Source organism: Chryseobacterium sp. SG20098 (assembly GCF_031844745.1).
Classification (GTDB): Bacteria; Bacteroidota; Bacteroidia; order Flavobacteriales; family Weeksellaceae; genus Chryseobacterium; species Chryseobacterium cucumeris.
Window position 1 is genome coordinate 2,981,755 of sequence record NZ_CP134622.1, and the last position, 26,249, is coordinate 3,008,003.

Consider the following 26,249-nt stretch of genomic DNA (forward strand, 5'->3'; position numbering starts at 1 on the left):
TAAAACTCAAAATAAATAATAAATATGAGGTGGATATTATGAATTATTTAACATAAGTGAAATAGAAAAGTAAAATGTTAAAGGGTAAAAAGGCGGATTTACTTTTTGTATATCCGCCTTTTATATTTTATTTTTTTAAATATCTTAACAATGTGAAGCCACAATTTTATCTACAATAAACTGAGCCAGTTTTTCTTTACTTTGATGGGTCCATCCGGCAATATGGGGTGTGACAATAGCTTTCTCTGATTCAAGAAGATATTTCAGATCTTCATTTTCTGATTCAATGTTCTCAAAAGAAGACTTTTCATATTCCAAAACATCCAGACAAGCACCTTTCACTTTTCCTGATTTCAATGCTTGTACTAAACTTTTAGTTTCAACATTCTTTCCTCTTGCAGTATTCACAAAATAAAATTGCTTTTTCATTTCTGCAATGAATGTTTCATCTATAAGATAATGGGTTTCCGCAGTTAAAGGAATGTGTAAGCTCACAATCTCTGCAGACTGCTTCAATTCATCCAATGAAACCTGTACTGCATATTCATCAGAAAGATCAGGAAGAATATCATGGAAAATCACTTTACATCCAAACCCTGAAAGTCTTTTTGCAGTAGCTTTTCCCATATTACCATATCCAATTAATCCTACTGTTTTCCCCAACAGCTCATCTCCTCTGTTTTCTTCACGTTTCCAGATCCCGTTTTTCACTTCCTGAGAAGCAATAAAAAGTCTGTTCATGATCACCAGAAGCATTCCCACTACATGCTCAGCCACAGAATCTCTGTTTCCTTCAGGAGAATTGATCAATTGAATTCCCAGTTTTTCAGCAACAGGTATATCAATATTTTCCATTCCGGCTCCTACTCTGGCAATGAACTTCAGATTCTTTCCTTTTTCCAGAAAGTTTTTGTCTAGTGGAATACGGCTTCTGATAATAATTCCGTCATAGTTCTCAATTTTATCACAAACCTCATCATAAGACGATGTAAAATCCTCTTCTAAAATAAAATTCTGAGCCAAAAGCTGTTCAGTGATGAGAGGATGGTTTTTATCTAAAAGAAGTATTTTCATAGTTTAAACACAAATGACACTAATTTATTTCACAAATAGCACAAATTATAAAGTACCGCTAATTACTCTCTTAACTACATTTTTAAACTGAAGTGTATTGAAGTTGATCAACATCCCAAGTTTGCAATTACTGAGGCGAGGGTAGGTAAGTATTTGCGCTAGATGAATATCTTGTAATGATTCAATGGATTTTATTTCCAGCACAAATTTTTTTTCAATCAAAAAGTCAAGTCTATAACCAACCTCCATTTTAACCTCATCATAACCCTGCTTCGTAGACTATTTTTTGATATATCATTTTCTGAAATATCCATTTTGCTTATTTTTTTTCATCTGACTGAGCACAAACCATTTGTGAAAATTTGTGCCAGTCATTTGTGTTTTTTGTGTTTTATTTCTTGTCTTTCTTAGACTCCTGCGGTTCCTGGAATAGTTTTTTAAGCTCTACAGACTCCAAAGGCTTCATTCTTCCGGAAAGGATCAATGAAAGTTCTTTTCTACGGAATGCTGCGGCAAATCTTTCTTTTTCTTCCTCTGTTTCAGGAATCATTTCCGGAATAGGAATTGGACGGTTGAATTCATCTACTGCAACGAAAGTATAAATCCCGGCATTCGTATGAACTTTTTTCTGATTGATAGGATCATCCAACCATACATCTACATACACTTCCATGGAAGTGGAAAATGCTCTGGAAACTTTAGATTCAAGCACCACAACTCCTCCTTCCGGAATCGGATGGTTGAAAGATACGTGGTTTACAGAAGCTGTAACTACTCTTCTTTCGCAGTGTCTTGCTGCAGAAATAGACGCACAACGGTCCATTTTTGCTAAAAGTTCACCACCGAAAAGGTTTCTTAGAGAATTGGTTTCGTTCGGAAGAACGATATTGGTCATAATAGTCAGAGATTCTGACGCTTTTTTTATTTTTGCCATCTAGTCTTAGTGTTGTTTGAGACAGCCGGGGCAGATTGTTTTACTTTTCCGGCGGGTTTTACTAATGAATCTTTTTTCAAAGAATCTGAAACGGATGTTTCCGGGGTATGTACCATTACTTTCACCGTATCTTTTACAATTCTATGGGTGGAAGTCTGTACAGAAACATTATTGAAAGATTTTTTTCCAAAAAGAAGTTCCTGTTGGCTAAACGCCAGGTATAAAATCCCAAGAACCGGAATAACCAGAAGGAAAATCCAAAGAATTGTTTTTTTGAATTTAAAATCCTTTTCGCGATTCACTGTGGTATTCACTTTTTCCCCGTTATTGATATCTGAGAATCTGATTTCTTCCAATCCGTAAAAGTCCGGACGTCCGGATTCTATTCTTTTTCCCTTGAAATGAGTGTGTCCTTCTTCAATGAAGACTGTTCCAAGGTTTTGAATTTCAAGAACCTGTTCGGCCTGAAGTTTTTTCTTCCAAAAATCAGTCTGAATTTTAAGATCACTTTTTGAAGCTTCCAGAGACATTTGTTTTTGTTCTGCAATAAAAGCAGCAAGATCTTCAGTCTGTACTTCGTAATCTATTGTAAACTCAATCTGACTGGCCGGAGGCAGAATGCTTCCGTTTTCAGAATTAATAATTGCCTTAGAATTTTTCAGTGAAAACACCCCAAAGCCTGGAACTGTGGCAGTTCCAAATTGTTTTAAGTATTCTAAAATATATGCTGAAATATTCATTTGGCAGCAAATTTATAACTTTTTCGTGACTTTTTGTAATATTTAATGGATATAAAAAAGACTGCCGAAACAGTCTTTTACTTATTCTGTAGTAAAACAGATATACTGTTATTCAAACTGCTTTTTTTAAGCTTAAAAAGGTCAAAACTGTTAAAAAGCAAAAAGGCCGATTTGTCAATTACTGAATTTTCCAGCTCACTCCAAACATAAAATTCGTTCCTGCCTGAGAAAAATAATAAGGCTGCCCATCATAAACAGATCCGTTATTCACATATTTCTTATTGAACAGGTTATTCACCAATAACTTCAATGCAATTTCATTATTGGCAATTTTAAACTGGTACTGAGCATTGAAATCTGTAAGGAAATAATCTTTAAGCTGCAGATTGGCATCTTCGGTATTATCCAGATATTGTTTTCCTACATACTGATTCATTAAAGCAAACTGGAAATTTTTTGTAGGATTGAATTTCAAGCCTAAATTGGCTATAACATTTGGAGAAAATGAAATCTGAGTATTTCCAAGGCTTTTAGGAACATCACCATTCTGAATATTAAAATCCTGATTTCTGTTCTGGCTTAATGTTACGTTACCGGAAACCTCCCATTGTTTGGATAGTTTTGCCAAAGCACCAACCTCAATACCTCTTCTGTAGCTCTTCCCTGAATTTGTTCTGATAAATGCCCCTACGTTATTCAGTTCTCCGTTCAGAACCAATTGGTTCACATAATACATATAATACACATTCGCAGTAAAAGAAACGATTCCGAACTGTTTTTCAAAACCGGCTTCAATATCGTGAAGCTTTTCTGCTTTTACATCATTATTAGCCATCAGATCGTCTCTGTTGGGTTCACGATGGGCGTGGGCGTAAGAAAGGAATATTTTACCTCCGTCAATTCTGTAATTTACTCCAGCTTTTGGATTAAAAAACAGCCAGTTTTTACTTAAATCTGCTCCTTCACCATCACCAGCCGTCAGAATCTTTGTGTTGTAATTGATTTTTCTGAGCTGCAAATCACCAAAGAATTCAAAATTATTCAATCTTAATAAAGCTTTTGCAAAACCAGACACCTCATTCTTTACAGAGCGATTTCTGTAATATTCACTTTCATCAATCTGAGGAAAAAATACTCCTGTTACATTTCCATAGTGTCTTCCGTAATACTGATTGACCACAGCACCAAAGTTCAAATCTAAATTTTCAAACTTTCCGTACAATGTAGAAACCATTCCGTAGAAATCGTTATTCAGCCATTTTTTTCTGATAAAGTCTGAAGCTTTTATCGTTTCTCCTCCTTCTGTTATATTGGGAAGGTTATATCTTGAAAAAGGATCTCCCTGCTTGTAGTTTTCATAATATCCCTTTCCTTTTGTATAGTGGAACGTGGTTTCCAGATTCCAGCGGTCGTTGAATTTCTGTTCCCAAAGCAACTGATAATGGTTCTGTCTGTAGTTATCCGTTTCATTATCATAGAAACTTACAATATTCTCCCAGTTGGCATCATAAATGGCCCCTGAAATATTGAATTTGGGATCAGTCTCCCAGGTTTTACGATCAATCCCGTTCCATGCCTGATACGTTTTCTCTTTTCCACCAAAAGCCATTAAACGTAATTTCGTGTTTCCTTCTTCAAATAAGGCAGTGAAATTATAAGAATGTAAGTTGGATGAAGCTCTGTCGATGTATCCGTCAGAATGAATATGAGTATATCTTCCCATCACAGAAAGTCGGTTTTTCCAGAATTTCCCTGAGCCAATTTCTGCTGAATATTTATAAGTATTAAATGATCCGTAGCTGTCATCCGTTTTAAAATAAAATTTCTCTTCAGGATCCTTAGAAAGTACGTTAATACTTGCTCCGAAGGCAGAAACCCCGTTATTGGAAGTTCCTACTCCTCTCTGAATGACAATCTGTGAGGCAGAACTTGTCAAATCCGGAACGTTGACAAAAAAGGTTCCCTGACTTTCAGAGTCGTTGTATGGAACACCGTTCATCATAACATTGATGGCACTTCCTGAAACACCACGGATTCTGAAACCGGTATATCCTACTCCGTTTCCGGCATCTGACGTCGAAATAATGGAAGTTTGATTTTTCAAAAGAATAGGAAGATCCTGTCCCAGATTCTTACTGTCCAGATCTTTCTGTACATTGATGATTTCCTTTGCTACCGGAAGCCTTTTGGTAAAGTTGACTGCTTCAATTTCCCTCACCTTTAGGGAATCTTTATTCTGAGCCTGTATAAAAGCTACTGAGCCTACACTAAGCCCTAAAAAAAATAATCCTTTCATTCTATAAATCTTTAATATTTAATGAATAAAAGGGGTTGAGCAATAATGTAACAATTTTATTAATTTAACAGTCTAGCAATTGGTATATTGTTATACTGTTTCATTGGTACATTTTCAATTCCCTAAACAGCATTACCTGTTCCAGGTTCATTGGGTATAATCTCAGCCTGTTAAAGCACCCCTTTATTTCAGCCGCAAAATTACAAAAAATATATGAACTGCGATCGGGTTACGAGATGTGGGCTTCTGAATATCAGATTACGTGGTAAATAAATAGTTACAGAATGGAAAAAACACTATGAAAAATAGGAGTTATCAAATGAATCATTCATCATTTATCATTCATCATTCATCATTCATCATTCATCATTCATCATCTATAATTATTTAGTAAGTTTTGTTGTTGGTGTCTATGTAATAGTAATTGGAACCATCTTTTGTCACTTCAAACATCTTACCGAGTTTCCAGCTGAAGTTTCTTTTAATATTGGAATATTCAAACGGAATAATAACTTTATTGTTAACATCAATGATTCCAAATTTATCATTATTGGAAGCAACAATCATTGGATTAGCTACATCATCCCCTTCAAGAATGAACAGATACTGATATTGAGGATAGATCTGATATTGTCTGTAATCTGCGGCATTTACAAATTTTGATTTTTCAATGATTCCGTAAAAACCATTAAGGATATAAGCCTGGAATAACTGTTGTTTATATTCTTCAAATTTACATTTTCCAAAATCGGTATCTTTAAACTGATAGACTCTCTTCCCGGACTTATCTATACGGTAAGAAATCATATTTTTCTCCACCGTAGCATAGTCTTTTGTTCCAAATTTTCTCACTTTTTCATTAGGAGAATTCAGAAGGTTGCAGTCTTCATAAAAAAATACGGCAATATGATATTCCGGCTGGATAATAAATTTCCCGTTCTGATTGACATACCCGAACTGATCTCCTTTTTTCTTAGGAATCAAAACAGGAAGATCTTTGTTGATCACCACCAGGTCAGCATTAGGTTTGCTGGCTGAAGCTGCTTTTTTAGCCGTGGTTTTCGGTCCTTTCTTCGCAGGGATTTTCTTCACAGATCGGGTCTGTGAGAAAACGAAAATCGAAATAAAAACACATAAAACATTCAGGATATTTTTCATATTCTCCATTTGATTACAAAAATACGACCAAAAATAGATATTATAAAATTCATATTTATAAAGAATCTAAATAATTTCATTCTTATAAAATTGTAAAATTTCGTAATTTTGGGAACATTTTGAAATGTTTGATAATTTTAAAAAACTTTTGAAAAAGTGTAGATTATGCTGACTTTATTCGGTTAATGTTGCATCAAAATGCGAGAACTCAAAATGTCATTAATTGTATTTATACACCCCGGTAAAGAAAAAGCAGGCCTACCTTTAATTTTGAAAGACCTTCTATTATGAGTATTTATAAGGATTACATCAAAGAGATTGAAGAAAGAAAAACCCAGGGGCTTCATCCAAAGCCAATTGATGGTGCTGAATTACTAAGCGAAATCATTGCACAAATTAAAGATTCAGGTAATGCTGACCGACCGGACTCTCTTAAATTTTTCATTTATAACACACTACCCGGAACAACAAGTGCAGCGGGAGTAAAAGCAAAATTTTTAAAAGAAATTATTCTGGGTGAATCCGTAGTAGAAGAAATTTCCCCGGCATTTGCCTTTGAATTATTATCTCATATGAAAGGCGGACCTTCTATTGAGGTGCTGCTGGACCTTGCTTTAGGTAATGATGCAGCTATTGCCAAAGAAGCTGCCAACGTTCTTAAAACTCAGGTTTTCCTTTATGAAGCAGATACGAACCGTCTGAAAGAAGCATTCAACAGCGGAAACGAAATTGCAAAAGAAATCCTTGAAAGCTACGCAAAAGCTGAATTCTTCACTAAACTTCCTGAAGTTGCTGAAGAAATTAAAGTAGTTACTTATATTGCTGGTGAAGGAGATATTTCTACAGATTTACTTTCTCCGGGTAATCAGGCTCACTCAAGATCAGACCGTGAACTTCATGGAAAATGTATGATCACTCCTGAAGCTCAGGAAGAAATCAAAGCTTTACAGGCAAAGCATCCTGATGCAAGCGTTATGCTGATCGCTGAAAAAGGAACAATGGGTGTTGGATCATCCAGAATGTCCGGAGTAAACAACGTGGCTCTTTGGACAGGAAAACAGGCCAGCCCATATGTACCATTCGTTAACATTGCTCCTATTGTAGGAGGAACAAACGGTATTTCTCCGATCTTCCTTACCACAGTAGACGTTACCGGAGGTATCGGTATTGACCTTAAAAACTGGGTAAAGAAAGTTGACGAAAACGGAAACCCGGTTCGTAATGAAAACGGTGACATTGTTCTTGAAGAAGCATATTCAGTAGCAACAGGAACTGTTTTAACAATCAATACAAAAGAAAAGAAATTATATAACGGCGACCAGGAACTGATCGACCTTACCAAATCTTTCACTCCGCAAAAGATGGAATTCATCAGAGCAGGAGGATCTTACGCGGTCGTATTTGGTAAAAAACTACAGACATTTGCTGCTCAGGTTTTAGGTATTGAAGCGCCGACGGTTTTTGCTCCTTCAAAAGAAATTTCTCATGAAGGACAGGGACTTACTGCTGTAGAAAAGATTTTCAACAGAAATGCTGTGGGAACTACCCCAGGAAAAGTTCTGCACGCCGGATCAGACGTTCGTGTCAAAGTGAATATTGTAGGTTCACAGGATACCACAGGGCTTATGACTGCTCAGGAGCTTGAATCTATGGCCGCAACTGTAATCTCTCCTACTGTAGACGGAGCTTACCAGTCGGGATGTCACACCGCTTCGGTTTGGGATAAAAAAGCTCAGGCTAACATTCCTAAGCTGATGAAATTCATGAACGAGTTTGGACTGATTACAGCCCGTGACCCGAAAGGTGAATACCACGCCATGACTGACGTTATCCACAAAGTTCTTAATGACATCACTGTTGACGAGTGGGCCATCATCATTGGTGGTGACTCTCACACAAGAATGTCCAAAGGAGTAGCTTTCGGAGCAGACTCAGGAACTGTGGCTCTTGCTTTGGCTACAGGTGAAGCATCAATGCCAATTCCGGAATCTGTAAAAGTAACCTTCAAAGGAAACATGAAAGAACACATGGATTTCCGTGATGTGGTTCATGCTACACAGGCTCAGATGTTGAAGCAGTTTGGAGGAGAAAACGTATTCCAGGGTAGAATCATTGAAGTTCACATCGGAACACTTCCTGCTGACCAGGCATTTACCTTTACAGACTGGACTGCTGAAATGAAAGCAAAAGCTTCTATCAACATTTCTGAAGATAATACTTTGATCGAATCACTGGAAATTGCAAAAGGCAGAATCCAGATCATGATCGATAAGGGTATGGATAACCACAACAAAGTTCTTCAGGGATTAATTGACAAAGCAAATAAGAGAATTGAAGAGATCAGATCAGGAGAAAAACCTGCTTTAACTCCGGATTCAAATGCTAAATATTACGCTGAAGTAGTTGTAGATCTTGACGTAATTGTCGAGCCAATGATTGCTGACCCGGATGTAAACAATGATGATGTATCCAAGAGATATACTCACGATACCATCAGAGATCTTTCTTACTATGGTGGTGAGAAAAAAGTAGACCTTGGTTTCGTAGGATCTTGTATGGTTCACAAAGGAGACCTTAAGATTGTTTCTCAAATGCTTAGAAACATTGAAAAGCAACAAGGTAAGGTAGAATTCAGTGCTCCTCTTGTAGTAGCAGCCCCTACTTACAACATCATTGATGAATTAAAGGCAGAAGGAGACTGGGAATTATTAGAAAAATATTCAGCTTTTGAATTTGATGATAACGCTCCAAAAGGAGAGGCCCGTGTTGAATATAAAAACGTAATGTACCTTGAGCGTCCTGGATGTAACCTTTGTATGGGTAACCAGGAAAAAGCAGCTAAAGGAGATACTGTTTTAGCAACATCTACCCGTCTTTTCCAGGGAAGAGTAGTGGAAGATTCTGAACGTAAAAAAGGAGAATCTCTGCTTGCTTCAACTCCGGTTGTTGTTCTTTCTGCGATTATCGGAAGAATTCCTAGCATTGATGAGTACAAAGCTGCAGTGGAAGGAATCGACCTTACTACTTTCGTTCCTTCTATTAAAGAATTAACAAGTACAAGCGCTCACTAAGAGATTGATAATAAGTCGCAAGACTACTGAATAACTATATTATTGCAAGATTTTAGTCCTTAAGGATTTAAAATCTTCCAATTTTTTGTTTAGAACGTTTCTATTTTAAGATAATTACGTTTTTTTTTCGATAAAAGCTGGAAAATAAATTCTAATTTTTCTTAAATTGAAAGTTATAAAATCTATTGATTTCAGAATCAAAAACACCCTGTTTATGGATTATAGGAACGTTTTTTGATGCATAGATAAGTGATTTTCTTTTTCAACACAGGGAAAAGAAGCATTAACGGAACAAGAACAAAACTAAAATACGATATGACTTTTGATATTGATATGATCAAAAAGGTGTACGAACGTTACCCTGAAAGAATTGCAGCAGCAAGACAAATCGTGGGAAAACCTCTTACCCTTTCAGAAAAAATCCTTTACACCCACCTTTGGGAAGGAAATGCTACACAAGCGTATGAACGAGGAAACTCTTATGTGGACTTTGCACCGGACAGAGTAGCGATGCAGGATGCTACCGCACAGATGGCACTTTTACAGTTTATGCAGGCAGGAAAAGCTAAAGTGGCTGTTCCTTCTACTGCTCACGCGGATCACCTTATCCAGGCTAAAGTAGGTGCTGATAAAGACTTACAGGAAGGGATCAACAAAAACTCCGAAGTATTCAACTTCTTAAGCTCTGTATGTGATAAATACGGAATCGGATTCTGGAAACCGGGAGCAGGTATCATTCACCAGGTTGTACTGGAAAATTATGCCTTCCCTGGAGGAATGATGATTGGTACCGACTCGCATACGGTAAACGCCGGCGGATTGGGAATGGTAGCTATTGGTGTAGGAGGTGCTGATGCAGTAGACGTAATGGCAGGAATGGCCTGGGAGCTTAAAATGCCTAAACTTATCGGGGTAAAATTAACCGGTAAAATGAATGGATGGACTTCTGCAAAAGACGTGATCTTAAAAGTTGCCGGAATTCTTACCGTAAAGGGAGGTACAGGCTGTATCGTGGAATATTTCGGTGAAGGTGCAGAATCTCTTTCCGCAACGGGTAAAGGTACGATCTGTAACATGGGTGCTGAAATCGGGGCTACCACGTCTACTTTCGGATATGATGATTCTATGAGAAGATATCTTTCCGCTACAGGAAGACAGGACGTAGTAGATGCCGCTGATAAAATTGCAGAGCACTTAACAGGTGATGCTGAAGTATATGCTAACCCTGAACAATATTTCGATCAATTAATAGAAATCAACCTTTCTGAACTGACTCCTCACTTAAACGGACCTTTCACTCCGGACTTAGCGACTCCTGTTGCTGAATTCAGAGCTAAAGCTGAAGCTAACGGATGGCCGTTAGAAGTGGAATGGGCGCTTATCGGTTCTTGTACCAACTCTTCTTATGAAGATTTATCAAGAGCTGCATCCATTGTAGAGGATGCAGTGTCAAAAGGGGTAAAACCTAAAGCAATCTTAGGAATCAACCCTGGTTCTGAGCAGGTGAAATTTACAGCGGAAAGAGACGGATTCTTAGATTCTTTCAGAAAATTTGAAAACGCAAGAATCTTTACCAACGCTTGTGGACCATGTATCGGACAATGGGACAGAGAAGGTGCGGAAAAAGGAGAGAAAAACTCTATTATCCATTCTTTCAACAGAAACTTTGCAAAAAGAGCTGACGGTAACCCAAACACCCACGCATTTGTAGCTTCTCCTGAAATGGTAGCTGCTGTAGCGATCTCAGGAAGACTGGACTTTAACCCGATTACTGATACTTTAACGAACGAAGCTGGCGAACAGGTAAAACTTAACGAGCCTAGAGGTTTCGAACTTCCTTCAAAAGGATTTGCTGTAGATGATAACGGATATCAGGCACCATCAGAAGATGGCTCAAGCGTTGTTGTTAATGTAAGCCCAACTTCAGACAGACTTCAGTTATTGGAAGAATTCCCTGCATGGGATGGTAAAAACATTACCGGAGCAAGAGTATTGATCAAAGCTTTCGGAAAATGTACTACCGACCACATTTCTATGGCTGGACCATGGCTGAAATACAGAGGTCACCTGGATAATATTTCAAACAACATGTTGATTGGAGCAGTGAATGCTTACAACATGGAAACCAATAAAGTTAAAAATGAATTAACCGGTGAATACGGTGAAGTTCCGGCTGTACAAAGAGCTTATAAAGCAGCAGGTATCCCGACAATCGTTGTAGGAGACCAGAACTATGGTGAAGGTTCTTCCAGAGAACACGCAGCCATGGAACCAAGACATCTTGGTGTGAAAGCTGTATTGGTAAAATCATTCGCGAGAATCCACGAAACGAACCTTAAAAAACAGGGAATGCTTGGAATTACTTTCGCTAATGAGGCAGACTATGACAAGATCCTGGAAGATGATGTTGTTAATTTCTTAGATCTTGATCAATTCGCTCCAGGAAAACAACTGACTTTAGAATTCATTCATACCGATGGAACTAAAGATATCATTATGGCCAACCATACTTACAATGATCAGCAAATTGATTGGTTTAAGGCCGGTTCAGCGCTAAATCTGATCAAACAACAGGAAAAATAAGATTAATTGTTAGATTAATTAATAGAAAGGCGGCTTCAACTGAAGTCGTCTTTTTTTATTTCAACTTACTAGATCTGAACTTGTTAAATATTCTAAACCTTACTGGTTTTAGAAACCTGTCTCAAATGAATATCCCGATATTTTATCACTTTAATCTATCCAAAAGACCTGCCCTATAACTTTCTCCAATAGGAATCTCGTATTCAGGAAGAATCACTTTTTTCGCTCCAATACTTTTGACTTTATCCAGGTTGACGATGAAAGATTTATGAATCCGAACAAATGTTGCAGGAAGCTGGTTTTCCATTGATTTAAGAGTATCCAGAACGATAAACTCATCATTTTCAGTCCGGATATTGACATAGTCTTTTATACTTTCAATATAAAGAATCGTCTGAAAGCCGATACGATGCCTCTGCCCGGAAGATTTTACAAAGAAATGGGTATTTTCTTCCTGTGGAAAAGAAAATCGCTCCTGAGCCTTTAATACACTCTTTTGAAATCTTTCAAATGAAATAGGCTTCAGCAGGTAATCCACTACATTATGCTCATATCCTTCCAAGGCATACTCTGAATAAGCCGTTGTCAGAATATACTTTTGATCAGGTCCTACAATCTTCATAAAATTGATTCCTGTAAGCTCAGGCATCTGAATATCAAGAAAGATGAGGTCGGAATCATTTTTTTGCAGATACTCCAAGGCCAGAATAGGATTCTCTGTTGAAAATACCAATTCAAGAAAGGGAATCTTCTCTACATAATGTTCCAGAAGAGAGATGGCCAGCGGCTCATCATCCACAATGATGCATTTTATCTTATTCATCCCTTAAATCAATTTTTAAGTCTACAATAAATTCCGTCTCGGAATCTTTGATCTCAAGCTGGTGTTTAGGATACAATATTTCCAGTCTTTTTTTTACATTCTGAATTCCTATTCCAGAAACGGTGTCTTTCATTTTCTGTGTTTTAAAATTTAAAAGATAAAAATGCAGCACCTTATCATGATCTGAAATTTTCATATCAAAACCCTTATCACGAAAATCACCATGTTTAAAGGCATTCTCAACAAAAGGAACCAACAGCATGGGTGAGATCTTCAGATGAGGGTGTTGAATATCCTTTTGTATACTCAACAGTTCAGGATTTCTGATTCTAAGCTTCTCCAGCGCAATCAGACTGTCTATATATCCAATTTCCTTATCCAAAGAAATTGAGTCTTTTTCAAGATCTTTGGTACTGTATCTTAGCAATTGCCCAAGTTCTTCAATGGCCGGAAGTGCTTTATCTGACTTTTGATACACCAAAGAGTAAATATTATTTAATGAATTAAAAATAAAATGAGGATTGATCTGAGTCTTCAGTGCCTGTAACTCTGCCTGTTTTTTTTCAATGAGAAGTTGTTTTTTATCATTTTCAGCAACTCCGTATTTCTCCACGATCCACAAAATTCCGGCAATGAAAACCGTCAGTGAAGCATTGTAAATATTATCTGTCAAATAATATAAAAGTCCGGTATCTTTATTATAATTTCTGAATCCAAGAGTAATTGGAAGCAGTACTTCTTCTATTCCATACCGAATGACACCAAAGCTTAATATAGAGATTAAAAAAACTAAAACTGCAGAATAAAGTTTCTCAAGATTTAATACTTTCGGAATAATAACAAGATACAAAAGATAAAAAGTAGAGATTTCAGTAATAAAATAGGTAAAGTTCAGCACATACGTTTCAAATCCCCTTCGCTCAGGGAAAAAGAAATAAGGCGTAATGTTGTTCCCTATAAAATTGAAACACCAATAAAAAATCTGAAGCCAGATAATTTGCTTTTTATTCATATTCAAATATAAATCACTGTAGCGATACTCCATCTACTCTTTTCGATAAAAACCTGTTTTTTTCCGATGAAACTTTTTTGACACGCATAATGTTGCCCTTCATCTAAATGCTCTTTCCATTCAGAAGCCCTTCCAATACTTTTGTGAGAGAAATTTAACACAACCATTATTTTAATCTGTCATTAATATTCCATGAAAAAAGATTTTTTATTTATAGCTACCTTGATTTGTTCTTTAACAGCAGCACAAACAAAAGACACTATTAACGTCAACAAAATTGAAGCAGTGACGGTGAATGGTAAAAAAGTTCTGGTAGAACGTAAAGTGGATCGTCTTGTTTACAACGTTCAGAACTCAATGCTTTCACAGGGAAGCTCAGGGACTGAGGTTCTGGCGGGAACTCCTTTATTGCAGGTGGATGAAAACAAAGGACTTCTTTCTATTGCCGGAAAGAATGGGGTTTCTGTAATGGTGAATGACCGGATGCTGAATCTTTCCGGATCAGAACTCATCAATTATCTGAGAAATATTCGTTCTGAAAATATTTTGAAAATAGAAGTGATTACGACTCCACCTGCTAAATATGAAGCTCAGGGAAACAGCGGAATTATTAATATCATCCTCAAAAAGAATCAGAATCTTGGATGGAGCGGCTATCTGAATTCCAATTATACTCAAAAAACATATGCCGGTTTCAGCAGTGTGGCAGGAGTAAATTATCAAAACGAGAAGATAAAAGCTTCTGTAAAGGTGACGGGATATGACGGAGATAAAAGATCGGTAGAAAAATATAATATTATCGGCCAAAATTCTTCTGTCAGCAAGGATGACAGAAGAGATATGAATGACGGACTTGGGCTGAATGCCAATTTCGACTATTCTCTTTCTAAAAATTCCAATATAGGATTGGTATACGACATTACAAAAGGACATACCAATATGGATATCAATTCGACACAAAGTTACTTTACAGATGGTACGTCTACTTTGCAAACAGAGACAGATTCAAAGCATCGGTCTCCTTTTACTACCCAAATGCTTAATCTCTATTTTGATCAAAAACTGGGTGAACATAAACTTAGTTTCGGATCTAATTATTATGGAAATTTGCCCGATACTGAAGTTAATTTTACAACAAAAAATCTTGCCACTAATGCCACTCAGATCGTTAGAAATCGCTCTACGGTAGATTATAAAATATACTCCGGACAAGCAGACTTGACTTTAAATTTCAAAAAAATTCAATTGGAAACAGGTACGAAATACAGCCAGTTTTCTAATAATTCAGATATAGAATATTTTAATTTCACCAATGGGAATTATATCATAGATCCGGCAAAGAGTAATCTTTTTGATTATGATGAAAAGAATTATGCAGCTTATATCAGTGCCAGTAAGGACCTAGGTGAAAAATGGTCTGTAAAGGCCGGACTTCGTTATGAATATTCACAAACCAGCGGCTTCTCTCCTACTACGCAATCAAAATCGGAGAATAATTACGGAAAGTTTTTCCCAACAGCTTATGTCTCTTATAAAGCCAATGAAAACAATCAGTTCAGTATTAATTATTCACGAAGAATCAACCGGCCTTACTTCCGGGCTTTAGATCCGTTCCGATGGTATTCTAATCCCAATACGTATTATACAGGAAATCCAAGTCTGCAGCCATCTTTCAATCATAACATCGAATTCAATTATATTTTTAAAAGTAAATTTTCTACCAATCTTTATTATCAGAGAACAACGAATAATTTTGACCAGATTTCATTTCTGAATGGGATTAACCTTGTCAGCACCTATGAAAACTATTATAATCAGAATGTTTACGGAATCAATCTCAATTATACGAACACCTATTTCAAAATCTGGGAAAGTAATATCTCTACTTCCTTCAGCTATAATGAAACTCAGATTACAAGATTCAATCTGGTTGCTAAAAATGGACAGTCATTTTATTTTTCTTTGAACAATACCTTCCAGCTGAATAAAGCAAAAACATTCATGCTATTTGTCAACTACTGGAACAATCTTCCTTCCAGAGACGGATATTTTTCTGCGAAAAACAGTGCAAGCCTGGATGCAGGATTAAAGATGAGCTTTGCAGAAAAGGCACTTCAGGTCAATCTTTCAGTGAGTGATATTTTCAGACAATCCGGATTAAGGGCTGATATGTACTTTACCGATAACACACAGTCCTTCAACAACTATTGGGATGCCAGAAGAATGACACTCAGCATCACTTATAATTTTGGAAATCAGAAAGTAAAATCAAATAACAGAACGGTGAATTTCGAAGAGAAAAACCGTGCACAATAATAATGTAATAGTAATTAAAAAATAAAATCATGAAAACTTTTATTTATATTTTTCTTGTATTCATGTCTACATCAGTGTTTGCTCAAAAAAAACCTTCCGATTATTTTAAAAATCCAAAGACAAAAGTTTTGGTTGTCGGATCATTTCATTTTGATTACCCAAATCTTGATGCCAATAAAATCAATACAGAAGATCAGATAGATGTACTTTCTCCTAAAACTTCAAATGAAGTCACCGAGCTTGTAGAATATATCAAAAGATTTAAGCCAACAAAAATTGCAATTGAGGCCTGGCCAAGCTGGAATGCTAACCAAAAGCTTAAGGAATACAATGACGGCAAACACCGGGACAAAAGAGACGAACGTTATCAGCTTGCTATGAGAATCGCCAGGGACCTTAAAATAAAAGAACTGTTCAGCATTGATGCGGAATCTATTTGGGATGATCTTCAGAAGAAGTTTGGAAAAAGCGATTCTTCATTTTTTAATACCCTCAGCAAAGAGTATGATTTTAGAAGTAATGATGCAATTTCTCAACAATTTAACAGGTTTTTCAAGAGTTCTGAACCTAAAAATTTCAAATCGCTCTTAGACACTTTTATTTATATGAATTCCAAAGAAAGCCATCAATATGGATATGGGGCTTATCTGAGCGGAGATTTTAAACTGAGAGAATATGATGGTGCAGATATGCTTGCTCTCTATTGGTACAGCAGGAATCTGAGAATGTTCCGCAATATTCAAAACATTCCTCATAATAATGAAGACAGAATTCTTGTTATTGCAGGAAATGGTCATGCGGCTGTATTAAGACAACTTTTTACTTCTTCTGCAGAATATGATTTTATTGAATTTTCTTCATTAAAATAAATAAATTACTGTGCTGGCTGTAACAAAATTTATTTTTCATCGTCTAACCGAATAGTAGTAAAAACATTATGAAAAAAACTATATTCGCTTTATCTCTGGTAAGTTCTATGCTGGTTTTCTCTCAGGAAAAGACCAATAGCACTCCTAAAGAGAAACAAATTGAAGGTGTAGTGATCACCAAAACTAAAAAAGCCGTTGAACAAAAGGCGGACCGTACTATTTTTGATTTTTCTGAACAACCTCAGCTCAATAACGGAAACGTTCTGGAAGGAATTAAAAAACTTCCCGGGCTTGTATCTACAGACATCGCAGGGATGATGTATCAGGGAAAAATGCTGGAAGTATATCTTAACGGAAGACCGTTGAACATTACGTCCAATGAACTGAACTCCTTCCTGGAAGGAATGCCTGCCAATTCTGTAGAAAGGATTGAAGTGATCACTCAGCCTGGTGCTGAGTTTCCAGCCACTTCCGGAGGTGCAATTATGAATATCATCACCAACAAAAACGCTAATAAATATTTAACTGCTACCTATTCTGGAAATTATTCTTTCACGAATTATGATAAATTCAGAAGCAGAACCACAAACTCTGTTAACTTAAACGCCAGAAATAAATATTTCGGGTGGCAGCTGAATGTTGGGCAGAATTACCGTGAAAGTATGCTGAATGGTAAGCAGGATGAACTTTTGAACAGCCATACCGATCGATATGCACGCGGATATTTTGCAAAATCCGGATTGACTTTTGATTTAGGACAGGACAGATTATTATTGAACTACGATATTTATCACAACAATAATGATAACTATACTTTAAGTGACGGACATGGAGATCTACCGTTCAAGAGAAACCCGAAGGATTTAAGAGAAGCTTTTTACACTTCTTCGGATGTTGCCCATACCAATACCTTGAGACAGGAAGCCGTGGTAACGTATCAGAAACGTTTTGCTGACAAATCTCAAAAACTTGATTTCCAGTTTGGGTATACAAAATCAGACAGCAAGTTTTCTCAGGATAATTATTTTCAGGATGGAACATTTGTAAATTATCCCAATGAACCTCTTGATAGCCCTACCAACGGATTAAAAGATATTCTGAACAATAAATCTGTGATGAATATCGCGAACCTGAAAGTAGATTATGCACAGCCAATCAAACTTCTTGATGGCGGAAAGGTAAGTTTTGGTGGGTTATATGAAAGACAGGATTATGATACGAAAAGTTTTGGTCTGACCAATCTGGAATATCAAAGACAGACAGCTTCTACCTACTTAGAGTTTCAGGCTAAATTGAAAAAATTTGATTTCACATTAGGTTTCCGTGCTGAGAACTATGATATTTCCGGAGTAACAAGATATTTTGATAAAGATGCAAAACTGGTAGAGGCTAATTTAATTCCTTTCAATAAGTTTAAATTTTTCCCTAATGCAAGCGTGCAGTATAACATGATGAATCAGGTTTATATTGCCGCGAATTACAACAGAAAAATCAGTCTGCCGAGTATTTCTGCCCTTAACCCGAACAACGTGACGTTCTCAGGACCCAGTACAGAAGTAAACGGTAACCCGAATCTACAACCTACTATTTTTGATAATTATGAATTGAAAATTTCAGCTTTTGATTATGCATTTATCGGATATAGTGTAAGTTCGGCAAGCAATCAGGTGGCACAGATCATCCGAAAAGACGGAAGAAAACTCTACAACGAGCAGGTGAATATTTCAAATATGAAAATTCACAACTTCAACGTGGGATTGCCGATTCCTTTCATGATTTTCAGTAAGCCTATGAGTGAGATTATGAAGTTTGATTTCAACCCTGATAAAATTAACTTCATGTACTTATATGCCGGTTATCAGAAACATGAAATTGACAATCTGAATAATAAAGGGTTCTGGATTTTCAATATCATGACGCAGATTCTTTTGCCTAAGGACATCAAAATGACAGCTAATTACAGCTATCTGACACCCAAAGCAGGATATTTCTACTTTACGGCAGAAAAACCGTTCAACAACTCGCTTGATATTACGCTGACGAAAAAGTTTATGAACAACCGTCTGACACTTTCTGTTTTTGCAAATGATATTTTCAACGGACAGATGATGCAGGTACGTTCTAATCCTCCATCAGGAACTCCTGTAATGATCAGCAGTAAATATGATACAAGAAATTTCGGATTTTCTATCAACTACAAAATTCCGACAAGAAATAAACTGGCAAAAGAGGATCCGAATATCCTTAACCAGACTAAAAAAGAGGATAACGGTGGCGTAATGCAGCAGGCACAATAATCCTTTCTAAGATAAATAAAAGAGGCAGTAATCATTTTACTGCCTCTTTCTATTGATATTAAAATGGTGTTATTTGGTAAAATATCAGTGATATTAGTGTTTACATTTACTTCAGAAATCTATCGTCTGAAATCTCCACTTCATCGTATCTACCAATGTCATTTGATTCACACTCACCGGAAGATCTATGATAATTTTTAATGCCTGAAGAGCCATCATGCTGCCTATCATTCCGGGAAGAGCTCCTAATACACCAAGACTGTCACAATCGGGCACATCCTCATCGAAAGGCGGTTCAGGGAAAATATCCCGTAAATTTTTACTTCCATTATGATTAAATACAGCAACCTGCCCTGAAAACCCTAAAATACTTCCATAAACCAAAACCTTTTTCAGTTTCACGCAGGTATCATTTACCAGATATCTTGTTGAAAAGTTATCTGAGCCGTCAACAATAACATCATATTGAGACAGAATTACCTCTGCATTATTTTCATTGATTTTTTCTTCAATACCGATGAATGTAATCTGGTGATTGAGTTCTCCAACAAAGGTTTCAGCACTTTTCACTTTGGATAATCCTACTCTGTTTTCGGTATGGATAATCTGCCGGTTCAGATTATGAAGTTCAACCTCATCAAAATCTGCAACACCTAAAGTTCCTACTCCTGCAGCAGCCAGATATTGAATAACAGGACTTCCCAAACCTCCTGCCCCAATGACAAGAACTTTGGATGAACTTATTTTCTTTTGTCCTTCCAATCCTATTTCTTCAATAAATATCTGCCGGCTGTACCGTGAAAAATGATCTTCTTTTTTCATACTTTATGATAATTGAGCCATTAAGTTTCTTTAGTTATTTTAGGAAAGTTAAGCTTCGCTTTAAAAAGATACTATCTAAAAAATCTCCGATTTTTATTAATTCAACTTCACTCCTTCAAAATCCTTAATGGCTTTAAAATTTCAAAATCCGTTATATACGGAATCCCAATCTTTCATCACAGGATCATAACCTGCTTTTTTAAGCATGATTTTAATTTCATCCATACTTCGCTCGTCACTGGTTTCAAACTGTTCCAGAGATTCTTTATCCACCGCATATCCTCCGGGGTTTGTTTTTGAACCTGCACTCATAGCGGTTGCTCCCAGAGAAACAATATTATTCCTAAACACTTCACTTTCCCTGGTAGAAATGGAGATTTCAAGGTCTTCATTCCAGATTCTATACGCACAGATCAATTGAAGAAGATCTTTGTCCTCCATTATGAAATTAGGTTCAATAATCCCTTCTGCCGGTCTGAGTCTTGGAAAGGAAACAGAAAATTTACTTTTCCAGTATTGTTTCTGAAGATAATCAATGTGTAATGCGTTAAAAAAACTGTCAACTCTCCAATCTTCAAGTCCAAGAAGAACTCCTAGTCCAATTTTATGAATTCCTGCTCTTCCTACCCTGTCGGGAGTTTCCAGACGGAAATGGAAGTTAGATTTTTTACCCTTTGGGTGATATTCTCTGTAAACATCCTGATGATAGGTTTCCTGATACACCAAAACGGAATGTACTCCTTCCTCATGAAGCAACTTATATTCTTCTTCCAATAAGGGCTGAACTTCAATGGAAATGTTGGAAAAATGAGGCTTTAACTTACGGACAGCATTCTGAAAGTAAGGAACTCCTACTATTTTATTGGCTTCACCACTCACCAGCAGCACATGATTCACTCCCATTGATTTCAGAACAGATGCTTCAATCATCAGTTCCGTATCGGAGAGGGTTTTTCTTTTCAGATGATTATCAAGACTGAATCCGCAATAGGTGCAGATATTCTGACATTCATTACTGAGATACAGCGGTGCATACAGCTGAATGGTTTTTCCAAATCGTTTTTGGGTAAGCATCTGCGTCATTCCTGCCATAAGTTCCAGTTCCTGAGAGGCAGCTGGTGAAAGGAGATTCAGGAAATCGTCCAGAGTTTTATTTTTTTTCTGAAGACTGTATCTTACATCTGCCAGACTTACTTTTTCAAGCTTATTCTTCACCTCATCCCACTGATAGTTTTCAAAAACATCTTTAAAGCTTTTCATAAGTTTGATTTATTCAAATAAAAATGAAGTAAGCGGACTTGAAGCTTCAGCATGGTTGGCAATAGCTCCCAATCCAGATTCAAAGGCTCTTCTTCCTGCAATCACACCTTCTTTAAAAGCAACAGCCATATTCAACGGATTTCTGGCTACAGCAATGGCAGTATTCACCAAAACGGCATCTGCTCCCATTTCCATTGCTTTTGCAGCATCTGATGGTGCCCCGATTCCGGCATCTACCACTACAGGAACATTACTCTGACTGATGATTATTTCCAGAAAGTCCTGAGTTCTCAATCCTTTATTGGTTCCAATGGGTGCCCCCAACGGCATTACTACAGCTGTTCCGGCATCTTCAAGACGTTTGCATAAAACAGGATCGGCATGGATATAAGGCATGACAATAAATCCTAATTTAGCCAATTCTTCCGTGGCATATAGAGTTTCTATTGGATCGGGAAGTAAATATTTTGGATCCGGATGAATTTCCAGTTTTACCCAGTTGGTTTCCAGTGCTTCTCTGGCTAATTGAGCTGCCAATACAGCTTCTTTGGCGGTTCTTGCTCCGGAAGTATTAGGCAGAAGGTGAACGTTGGTTTCTTTTAATGAATCAAGCAAATCGTCTTCACTGGATTGAGCATCAATTCTTTTAAGCGCCATTGTCACCATATTGGTTTCTGATGCGATAACAGACTGCACCATATCTCTCATACTTCCGAATTTTCCTGTTCCTAAAAACAGTCTTGATTCAAAAGTTCTTCCTGCTATTTCTAATTTCTGATTGTTCATATCATTACTTTTTTTAGTTCGTTAATAATAGTCGGCTGCCTGGTAATAAGTCCGGATACAGCAACACCATAAATCCCGATTTCCTGTAACGGTAAAATATCTTCGAGAGTAACACTTCCGATGGCAAATATTTTGGGAACGTCTATTGATTTTTCTCTTAATCCATCAATGATAGCCTGGTAGCCTTCAAACCCCAGAACAGGGCTTAGTTTTTCTTTGGTTGTAGTAAATCTCAATGGTCCTAAACCTATATAATCACAAGATTCTTTGATTCTCTGAATGACATCTGAAAGGGTATTAGCCGTTCCTCCAATTATTTTATTTTCGTCTAAGATCAGTCTTGCTTCTTCAATGGCACTGTCGTTCAATCCTAAATGAACACCATCTGCATCTATTTCTTTGGCTATTTGTACATGGTCATTGATAATACAAACCGCCTGATATTCTGAACAAAGTTGTTTTGAAATTTCACAAAGATTGATTAATTCGTTTTCAGGAGCATTTTTCCATCGAACCTGTACCCATTTGATCCCGTTGTCTAAGGCTTTCCGAATACAAAGTTCCTGTTCCTGCAGGGTATTTCCTTGTGATATGTATTGTAATTTTTCCATGTTTTCTATGAATGCGCTCCCAATAAAGAGGGATTGCTTTTTAAAAATTTTTCGATGTATCGTTTTCCGTTTCGGCATGCCTTCTCCATATTTTCGCCTTTCGCCAGTTCTGCTGTAATGGCTGAAGATAAAACACAGCCGGAACCATGTTTAGGAAAATAGATTGTATTGTCTTCGGACGGGAGTAAAAAAGTTTCTTTTTCGTTTTCAACTAAAATATCCGTTCCCAAATGATCTTTCCGGTGTCCTCCTTTGATCAGTAATGAGCATTGATTTGTATCCGGCAAAAGATTATCTCCTCTTAAAATGTGGTATTCGTTATAATTAGGAGTTATTAAACTAAGCTTATTAACCGTACTTTTTAATTGAGGAAGTGTTTCAAGGTTAAAAAATGTAAATTCAGAAGTACTTTTCAAAACGGGATCCCAAACTATTTTCACTTCAGGATTTCCTTTTTGAACTGTTTTTACAATCTTACCCAGAAATTCGGCATCCTTCACGATCCCGATTTTAACTGCTGAAACCGGATAACTTTCCATCAGCACCTGAATCGCTTCAGTTACTTCATCTATAGGCCGCCATTCTAAATTCAGGCATTTCGAAGCAGTTTGCAAGGTTAATGCGGTACATACTCCAAGTCCCATCACCTTTGATTGCTCAAAAGTTTTACTATCTGATAATAAGCCTGCTCCGCCACTGGGATCGAAGCCTGCAATACTTATGACATAAGGACGTTCCTGCATTTTTTGAATACTTTTAAAGGTTCTTCACTTTCCCAGATTGCACCTAATAAAGCTGCTCCATCAGCATCTGAATCGAAAACTTCATAAATATTATTCTGATGAATTCCTCCAAGAGCAATCAATTTTACATCCGGATTGTTCCGATGTTTTATTTCTTCTTTAATGGTAGAATTCAATCCATATCCTTTTTTGGAGATACTTGGAAAGAACGGGCTTATGAAAGCATATTCCCATTCTTTTTCCAAAGTATTGTAGGTTTTAATATCATGTACAGAAGTTGAAATGGTATTTTCTTTCGCAAAAGACTTATACATTTCTTCCTGCCGATCAATCTCTCTGAAATGAAACCTTGAAATAGTAAATTCTTTCCCAAGGTCATAATACGTATGCAAAACCAGCTGTGTATAAAAAGATTCATCAATCTGAGTGATAAATTCAATCATTTCATTCCGGCTGATCCATGGTTTACGAATGTGAAGCAGATCAAGACCTTCCTGAAACATCTGATTAATGAAATCTGTCTCGTTTGGGACAATCAATTCAGGAGTAATGACCAGGATCATATATAAATTTCTTTCCCTTTTTCGATGAACTCCTGTGATTTATCAAGCATTCCTTGTTCTGCTGATTCACGAATTTCCTGTGTAATTTTCATGGAACAGAATTTCGGTCCGCACATGGAACAGAAATGGGCAATTTTTGCTCCTTCTGCGGGCAGTGTTTCATCATGATAAGCTCTTGCTGTCTCTGGATCTAATGAAAGATTGAACTGATCTTCCCATCTGAATTCAAATCTGGCTTTACTCAATGCATTGTCCCTGTACTGTGCTCCCGGATGACCTTTAGCCAAATCTGCAGCATGAGCCGCCAGCTTATAGGTTATTACTCCAACTTTTACATCGTCTTTATTCGGAAGCCCTAAATGTTCCTTCGGAGTTACATAGCAAAGCATCGCACATCCAAACCATCCGATCATGGCTGCACCGATTCCTGAAGTGATGTGATCATAGCCCGGTGCAATATCAGTGGTCAATGGGCCTAAGGTATAAAACGGAGCTTCATGGCATTCTTCCAATTGCTTTTCCATATTTTCTTTGATCATGTGCATCGGAACGTGGCCAGGGCCTTCAATCATTACCTGTACATTGTGTTTCCATGCAATTTTTGTCAGTTCACCTAAAGTTTCCAGTTCTGCAAACTGAGCGGCATCATTAGCATCTGCAATAGATCCGGGACGAAGACCATCTCCTAAAGAGAAAGCTACGTCATACTTCTTCATGATCTCACAAATCTCCTCAAAATGAGTGTATAGGAAACTTTCTTTATGATGGAATAAACACCATTTTGCCATAATAGATCCTCCTCTGGATACAATTCCGGTGACTCTTTTTGCTGTTAAATGGATATATCTCAACAAAACACCTGCATGAATAGTGAAGTACGAAACTCCCTGTTCTGCCTGTTCAATAAGGGTATCTCTGAAAATTTCCCATGTCAGATCTTCAGGAACACCTTTTACTTTTTCCAATGCCTGATAGATCGGAACAGTACCAATAGGAACCGGACTGTTTCTGATAATCCACTCTCTTGTTTCGTGAATATTTTTCCCGGTAGAAAGATCCATAATGGTATCAGCTCCCCATCGGCAGGCCCATACTGCTTTTTCTACTTCTTCTTCAATACTGGATGAAACAGCACTGTTTCCGATATTGGCATTGATCTTTACCAGGAAATTTCTTCCGATAATCATCGGTTCACTTTCCGGGTGGTTGATATTATTGGGAATGATCGCTCTTCCCGCAGCAATTTCGTCCCTTACAAATTCCGGAGTGATCTTGCTTTTTGGAGTATTGGCTCCAAAACTGTGTCCCGGATGTTGAAAAGCCATTTCTTTAGACACTGATTCCAGCTGTTCTATTCTTTGATTTTCCCGGATCGCCACATATTCCATTTCCGGAGTAATGATTCCCTGTTTGGCATAGTAAAGCTGGGTCAGTTCTTTGCCATCCTTTGCCACTTTGGGTTTATGATCATAAGAAAACCTCAGTTCGTCAAGACGTGGATCCGCCAAACGGGCTTTTCCATATTCAGATGTAATTCCGTCCAGGATATTGACATCATTTCTATCCAGAATCCATTGTTCTCTGATTCTTGGAAGCCCTTTCTGAATATCAATAACCGCATTTTCATCGGTATAAGGACCTGAAGTGTCATAAATCGTTACCGGAGCATTATGTTCAAAGCCGCCATTGGTCAATTTGGTTGGGCTAAGCTGTATTTCACGCATTGCTACATTGATAGGATGTAATGTACCTTCAATATAGATTTTCTTTGAGTTCGGAAATGGCGAACATGTAATGGAGTGAGCCATAAGTTTTTGGTATTAAATATGAGAATTAACCGCCCTGAGTGGCAGTAATGATTAAAACTGAATCGTTGTTTTTGAGAATGGTTTCCGCCCAGACTGACAGCGGAATAATTCGGTTGTTGAGCGCTACAGCAATACCTTTTTTCTTTCCGGGTAACTCAATAGCCAGTAATGCTTCCAGGTTTGCAGGAAGTACATCAAATGTTTTTCGGGTGTGGTTGATTATAAGTTCCATTCCTAATAAATTAAATATACTTTAGGAATGGCCATTATTGTACAATAGAATGTACAGCAAAAGTCATCTACTTTTCCCTACGCTGGTATGATCCAGATCAGGTTCAAAGGGTAAGTCTCAGTCTGTTGGTAACAGACACCCCTAAAGTTGGGAACGAAGTTAGACATTTTTTTAGAATGCGCAAAATCTGAAATGATAATAAAGAAAAAGTCCATCTCAAAATTGAGACGGACTTTTATGTTTGCCTTTAA

General features: G+C 37.1%; 21 protein-coding genes and 2 riboswitches. Of the genes, 5 read left to right on the top strand and 16 right to left on the bottom strand.

Going from position 1 to position 26,249, the window contains the following annotated elements; genetic code table 11:
* Positions 1-144: 144 nt before the first annotated feature.
* From RHP76_RS13640 to RHP76_RS13665, 6 genes are all read right to left on the bottom strand, one after another.
* Positions 145-1,074: a 2-hydroxyacid dehydrogenase gene (locus RHP76_RS13640; protein ID WP_311228400.1), complete on the bottom strand. Its 930-nt coding sequence runs from the start codon at positions 1,072-1,074 to the stop codon at positions 145-147.
* A 45-nt stretch (positions 1,075-1,119) separates the two neighbouring features.
* On the bottom strand, positions 1,120-1,323 hold the full coding sequence (locus RHP76_RS13645; RefSeq protein ID WP_311228401.1) for a GxxExxY protein: 204 nt from the start codon (positions 1,321-1,323) through the stop codon (positions 1,120-1,122).
* 142 nt (positions 1,324-1,465) lie between these two features.
* Positions 1,466-2,008: an acyl-CoA thioesterase gene (locus RHP76_RS13650; protein WP_062675990.1), complete on the bottom strand. Its 543-nt coding sequence runs from the start codon at positions 2,006-2,008 to the stop codon at positions 1,466-1,468.
* Positions 1,996-2,748, bottom strand: coding sequence for a hypothetical protein (locus tag RHP76_RS13655; RefSeq protein WP_120233234.1), 753 nt, complete (start codon positions 2,746-2,748; stop codon positions 1,996-1,998). The genes RHP76_RS13650 and RHP76_RS13655 overlap by 13 nt, the downstream gene beginning before the upstream one ends.
* Positions 2,749-2,926: 178 nt before the next feature.
* On the bottom strand, positions 2,927-5,044 hold the full coding sequence (locus RHP76_RS13660; RefSeq protein ID WP_277693547.1) for a TonB-dependent receptor: 2,118 nt from the start codon (positions 5,042-5,044) through the stop codon (positions 2,927-2,929).
* Between the two features lie 101 nt (positions 5,045-5,145).
* Positions 5,146-5,237: riboswitch (TPP riboswitch) on the bottom strand.
* A 194-nt stretch (positions 5,238-5,431) separates the two neighbouring features.
* Positions 5,432-6,202, bottom strand: a complete 771-nt coding sequence (locus RHP76_RS13665; protein ID WP_288442742.1) for a WG repeat-containing protein — start codon at positions 6,200-6,202, stop codon at positions 5,432-5,434.
* Positions 6,203-6,489: 287 nt separating this feature from the next.
* Between RHP76_RS13665 and RHP76_RS13670 the strand changes: the two genes are divergently transcribed.
* Positions 6,490-9,273 carry a bifunctional aconitate hydratase 2/2-methylisocitrate dehydratase gene (locus RHP76_RS13670; RefSeq protein WP_062675993.1) on the top strand — a complete coding sequence of 928 codons (2,784 nt, stop codon included), beginning with the start codon at positions 6,490-6,492 and terminating at the stop codon, positions 9,271-9,273.
* A 315-nt stretch (positions 9,274-9,588) separates the two neighbouring features.
* Positions 9,589-11,856 (top strand): aconitate hydratase, encoded by a 2,268-nt coding sequence (locus RHP76_RS13675; RefSeq protein ID WP_120233328.1) that lies wholly within the window; start codon positions 9,589-9,591, stop codon positions 11,854-11,856.
* A gap of 145 nt (positions 11,857-12,001) precedes the next feature.
* On the opposite strand, the gene RHP76_RS13680 is transcribed toward RHP76_RS13675, so the two are convergent.
* Complete coding sequence (locus RHP76_RS13680) at positions 12,002-12,679, bottom strand: LytR/AlgR family response regulator transcription factor (protein ID WP_062675994.1); 678 nt, start codon at positions 12,677-12,679, stop codon at positions 12,002-12,004.
* A complete protein-coding gene (locus RHP76_RS13685; protein WP_062675995.1) occupies positions 12,672-13,691 on the bottom strand; it encodes a sensor histidine kinase in 1,020 nt (339 codons plus the stop codon). Before RHP76_RS13685 ends, RHP76_RS13680 begins: the two co-directional genes overlap by 8 nt.
* A 192-nt stretch (positions 13,692-13,883) precedes the next feature.
* Between RHP76_RS13685 and RHP76_RS13690 the strand changes: the two genes are divergently transcribed.
* From RHP76_RS13690 to RHP76_RS13700, 3 genes are all read left to right on the top strand, one after another.
* Positions 13,884-16,007: a TonB-dependent receptor domain-containing protein gene (locus tag RHP76_RS13690; protein ID WP_311228402.1), complete on the top strand. Its 2,124-nt coding sequence runs from the start codon at positions 13,884-13,886 to the stop codon at positions 16,005-16,007.
* Positions 16,008-16,036: 29 nt separating this feature from the next.
* Entirely contained in the window at positions 16,037-16,876 is an 840-nt protein-coding gene (locus tag RHP76_RS13695; RefSeq protein ID WP_277693551.1) for a DUF5694 domain-containing protein, read from the top strand.
* 68 nt (positions 16,877-16,944) lie between these two features.
* Positions 16,945-19,173 (top strand): TonB-dependent receptor domain-containing protein, encoded by a 2,229-nt coding sequence (locus RHP76_RS13700; protein WP_311228403.1) that lies wholly within the window; start codon positions 16,945-16,947, stop codon positions 19,171-19,173.
* A 111-nt stretch (positions 19,174-19,284) separates the two neighbouring features.
* On the opposite strand, the gene RHP76_RS13705 is transcribed toward RHP76_RS13700, so the two are convergent.
* The 8 genes from RHP76_RS13705 to thiS all read right to left on the bottom strand — a co-directional run bounded on the left by RHP76_RS13705 (position 19,285) and on the right by thiS (position 25,998).
* Positions 19,285-19,995 carry a HesA/MoeB/ThiF family protein gene (locus RHP76_RS13705; RefSeq protein ID WP_311228404.1) on the bottom strand — a complete coding sequence of 237 codons (711 nt, stop codon included), beginning with the start codon at positions 19,993-19,995 and terminating at the stop codon, positions 19,285-19,287.
* A gap of 141 nt (positions 19,996-20,136) precedes the next feature.
* Positions 20,137-21,255: a 2-iminoacetate synthase ThiH gene (gene thiH, locus RHP76_RS13710; protein WP_311228405.1), complete on the bottom strand. Its 1,119-nt coding sequence runs from the start codon at positions 21,253-21,255 to the stop codon at positions 20,137-20,139.
* A gap of 9 nt (positions 21,256-21,264) precedes the next feature.
* Positions 21,265-22,041 carry a thiazole synthase gene (locus RHP76_RS13715; RefSeq protein WP_120233241.1) on the bottom strand — a complete coding sequence of 259 codons (777 nt, stop codon included), beginning with the start codon at positions 22,039-22,041 and terminating at the stop codon, positions 21,265-21,267.
* Positions 22,038-22,652 (bottom strand): thiamine phosphate synthase, encoded by a 615-nt coding sequence (locus RHP76_RS13720; RefSeq protein WP_062676002.1) that lies wholly within the window; start codon positions 22,650-22,652, stop codon positions 22,038-22,040. Before RHP76_RS13720 ends, RHP76_RS13715 begins: the two co-directional genes overlap by 4 nt.
* A gap of 5 nt (positions 22,653-22,657) precedes the next feature.
* Complete coding sequence (locus tag RHP76_RS13725) at positions 22,658-23,395, bottom strand: hydroxymethylpyrimidine/phosphomethylpyrimidine kinase (RefSeq protein ID WP_311228406.1); 738 nt, start codon at positions 23,393-23,395, stop codon at positions 22,658-22,660.
* On the bottom strand, positions 23,371-23,958 hold the full coding sequence (locus tag RHP76_RS13730) for a thiamine phosphate synthase (protein WP_311228407.1): 588 nt from the start codon (positions 23,956-23,958) through the stop codon (positions 23,371-23,373). The genes RHP76_RS13725 and RHP76_RS13730 overlap by 25 nt, the downstream gene beginning before the upstream one ends.
* Positions 23,955-25,766 (bottom strand): phosphomethylpyrimidine synthase ThiC, encoded by a 1,812-nt coding sequence (thiC, locus tag RHP76_RS13735; RefSeq protein WP_311228408.1) that lies wholly within the window; start codon positions 25,764-25,766, stop codon positions 23,955-23,957. Before thiC ends, RHP76_RS13730 begins: the two co-directional genes overlap by 4 nt.
* A 25-nt stretch (positions 25,767-25,791) precedes the next feature.
* Positions 25,792-25,998 (bottom strand): sulfur carrier protein ThiS, encoded by a 207-nt coding sequence (gene thiS, locus RHP76_RS13740; RefSeq protein WP_120233245.1) that lies wholly within the window; start codon positions 25,996-25,998, stop codon positions 25,792-25,794.
* 57 nt (positions 25,999-26,055) lie between these two features.
* Positions 26,056-26,151: riboswitch (TPP riboswitch) on the bottom strand.
* Positions 26,152-26,249: the final 98 nt, after the last annotated feature.

What these genes read in the sequence shown, in the direction of transcription:
- RHP76_RS13640 (WP_311228400.1), bottom strand. Translation starts at nt 1,074, where the DNA reads ATGAAAATACTTCTTTTAGATAAAAACCATCCTCTCATCACTGAACAG.
- RHP76_RS13645 (WP_311228401.1), bottom strand. Translation starts at nt 1,323, where the DNA reads ATGGAGGTTGGTTATAGACTTGACTTTTTGATTGAAAAAAAATTTGTG.
- RHP76_RS13650 (WP_062675990.1), bottom strand. Translation starts at nt 2,008, where the DNA reads ATGGCAAAAATAAAAAAAGCGTCAGAATCTCTGACTATTATGACCAAT.
- RHP76_RS13655 (WP_120233234.1), bottom strand. Translation starts at nt 2,748, where the DNA reads ATGAATATTTCAGCATATATTTTAGAATACTTAAAACAATTTGGAACT.
- RHP76_RS13660 (WP_277693547.1), bottom strand. Translation starts at nt 5,044, where the DNA reads ATGAAAGGATTATTTTTTTTAGGGCTTAGTGTAGGCTCAGTAGCTTTT.
- RHP76_RS13665 (WP_288442742.1), bottom strand. Translation starts at nt 6,202, where the DNA reads ATGAAAAATATCCTGAATGTTTTATGTGTTTTTATTTCGATTTTCGTT.
- RHP76_RS13670 (WP_062675993.1), top strand. Translation starts at nt 6,490, where the DNA reads ATGAGTATTTATAAGGATTACATCAAAGAGATTGAAGAAAGAAAAACC.
- RHP76_RS13675 (WP_120233328.1), top strand. Translation starts at nt 9,589, where the DNA reads ATGACTTTTGATATTGATATGATCAAAAAGGTGTACGAACGTTACCCT.
- RHP76_RS13680 (WP_062675994.1), bottom strand. Translation starts at nt 12,679, where the DNA reads ATGAATAAGATAAAATGCATCATTGTGGATGATGAGCCGCTGGCCATC.
- RHP76_RS13685 (WP_062675995.1), bottom strand. Translation starts at nt 13,691, where the DNA reads ATGAATAAAAAGCAAATTATCTGGCTTCAGATTTTTTATTGGTGTTTC.
- RHP76_RS13690 (WP_311228402.1), top strand. Translation starts at nt 13,884, where the DNA reads ATGAAAAAAGATTTTTTATTTATAGCTACCTTGATTTGTTCTTTAACA.
- RHP76_RS13695 (WP_277693551.1), top strand. Translation starts at nt 16,037, where the DNA reads ATGAAAACTTTTATTTATATTTTTCTTGTATTCATGTCTACATCAGTG.
- RHP76_RS13700 (WP_311228403.1), top strand. Translation starts at nt 16,945, where the DNA reads ATGAAAAAAACTATATTCGCTTTATCTCTGGTAAGTTCTATGCTGGTT.
- RHP76_RS13705 (WP_311228404.1), bottom strand. Translation starts at nt 19,995, where the DNA reads ATGAAAAAAGAAGATCATTTTTCACGGTACAGCCGGCAGATATTTATT.
- thiH (WP_311228405.1), bottom strand. Translation starts at nt 21,255, where the DNA reads ATGAAAAGCTTTAAAGATGTTTTTGAAAACTATCAGTGGGATGAGGTG.
- RHP76_RS13715 (WP_120233241.1), bottom strand. Translation starts at nt 22,041, where the DNA reads ATGAACAATCAGAAATTAGAAATAGCAGGAAGAACTTTTGAATCAAGA.
- RHP76_RS13720 (WP_062676002.1), bottom strand. Translation starts at nt 22,652, where the DNA reads ATGGAAAAATTACAATACATATCACAAGGAAATACCCTGCAGGAACAG.
- RHP76_RS13725 (WP_311228406.1), bottom strand. Translation starts at nt 23,395, where the DNA reads ATGCAGGAACGTCCTTATGTCATAAGTATTGCAGGCTTCGATCCCAGT.
- RHP76_RS13730 (WP_311228407.1), bottom strand. Translation starts at nt 23,958, where the DNA reads ATGATCCTGGTCATTACTCCTGAATTGATTGTCCCAAACGAGACAGAT.
- thiC (WP_311228408.1), bottom strand. Translation starts at nt 25,766, where the DNA reads ATGGCTCACTCCATTACATGTTCGCCATTTCCGAACTCAAAGAAAATC.
- thiS (WP_120233245.1), bottom strand. Translation starts at nt 25,998, where the DNA reads ATGGAACTTATAATCAACCACACCCGAAAAACATTTGATGTACTTCCT.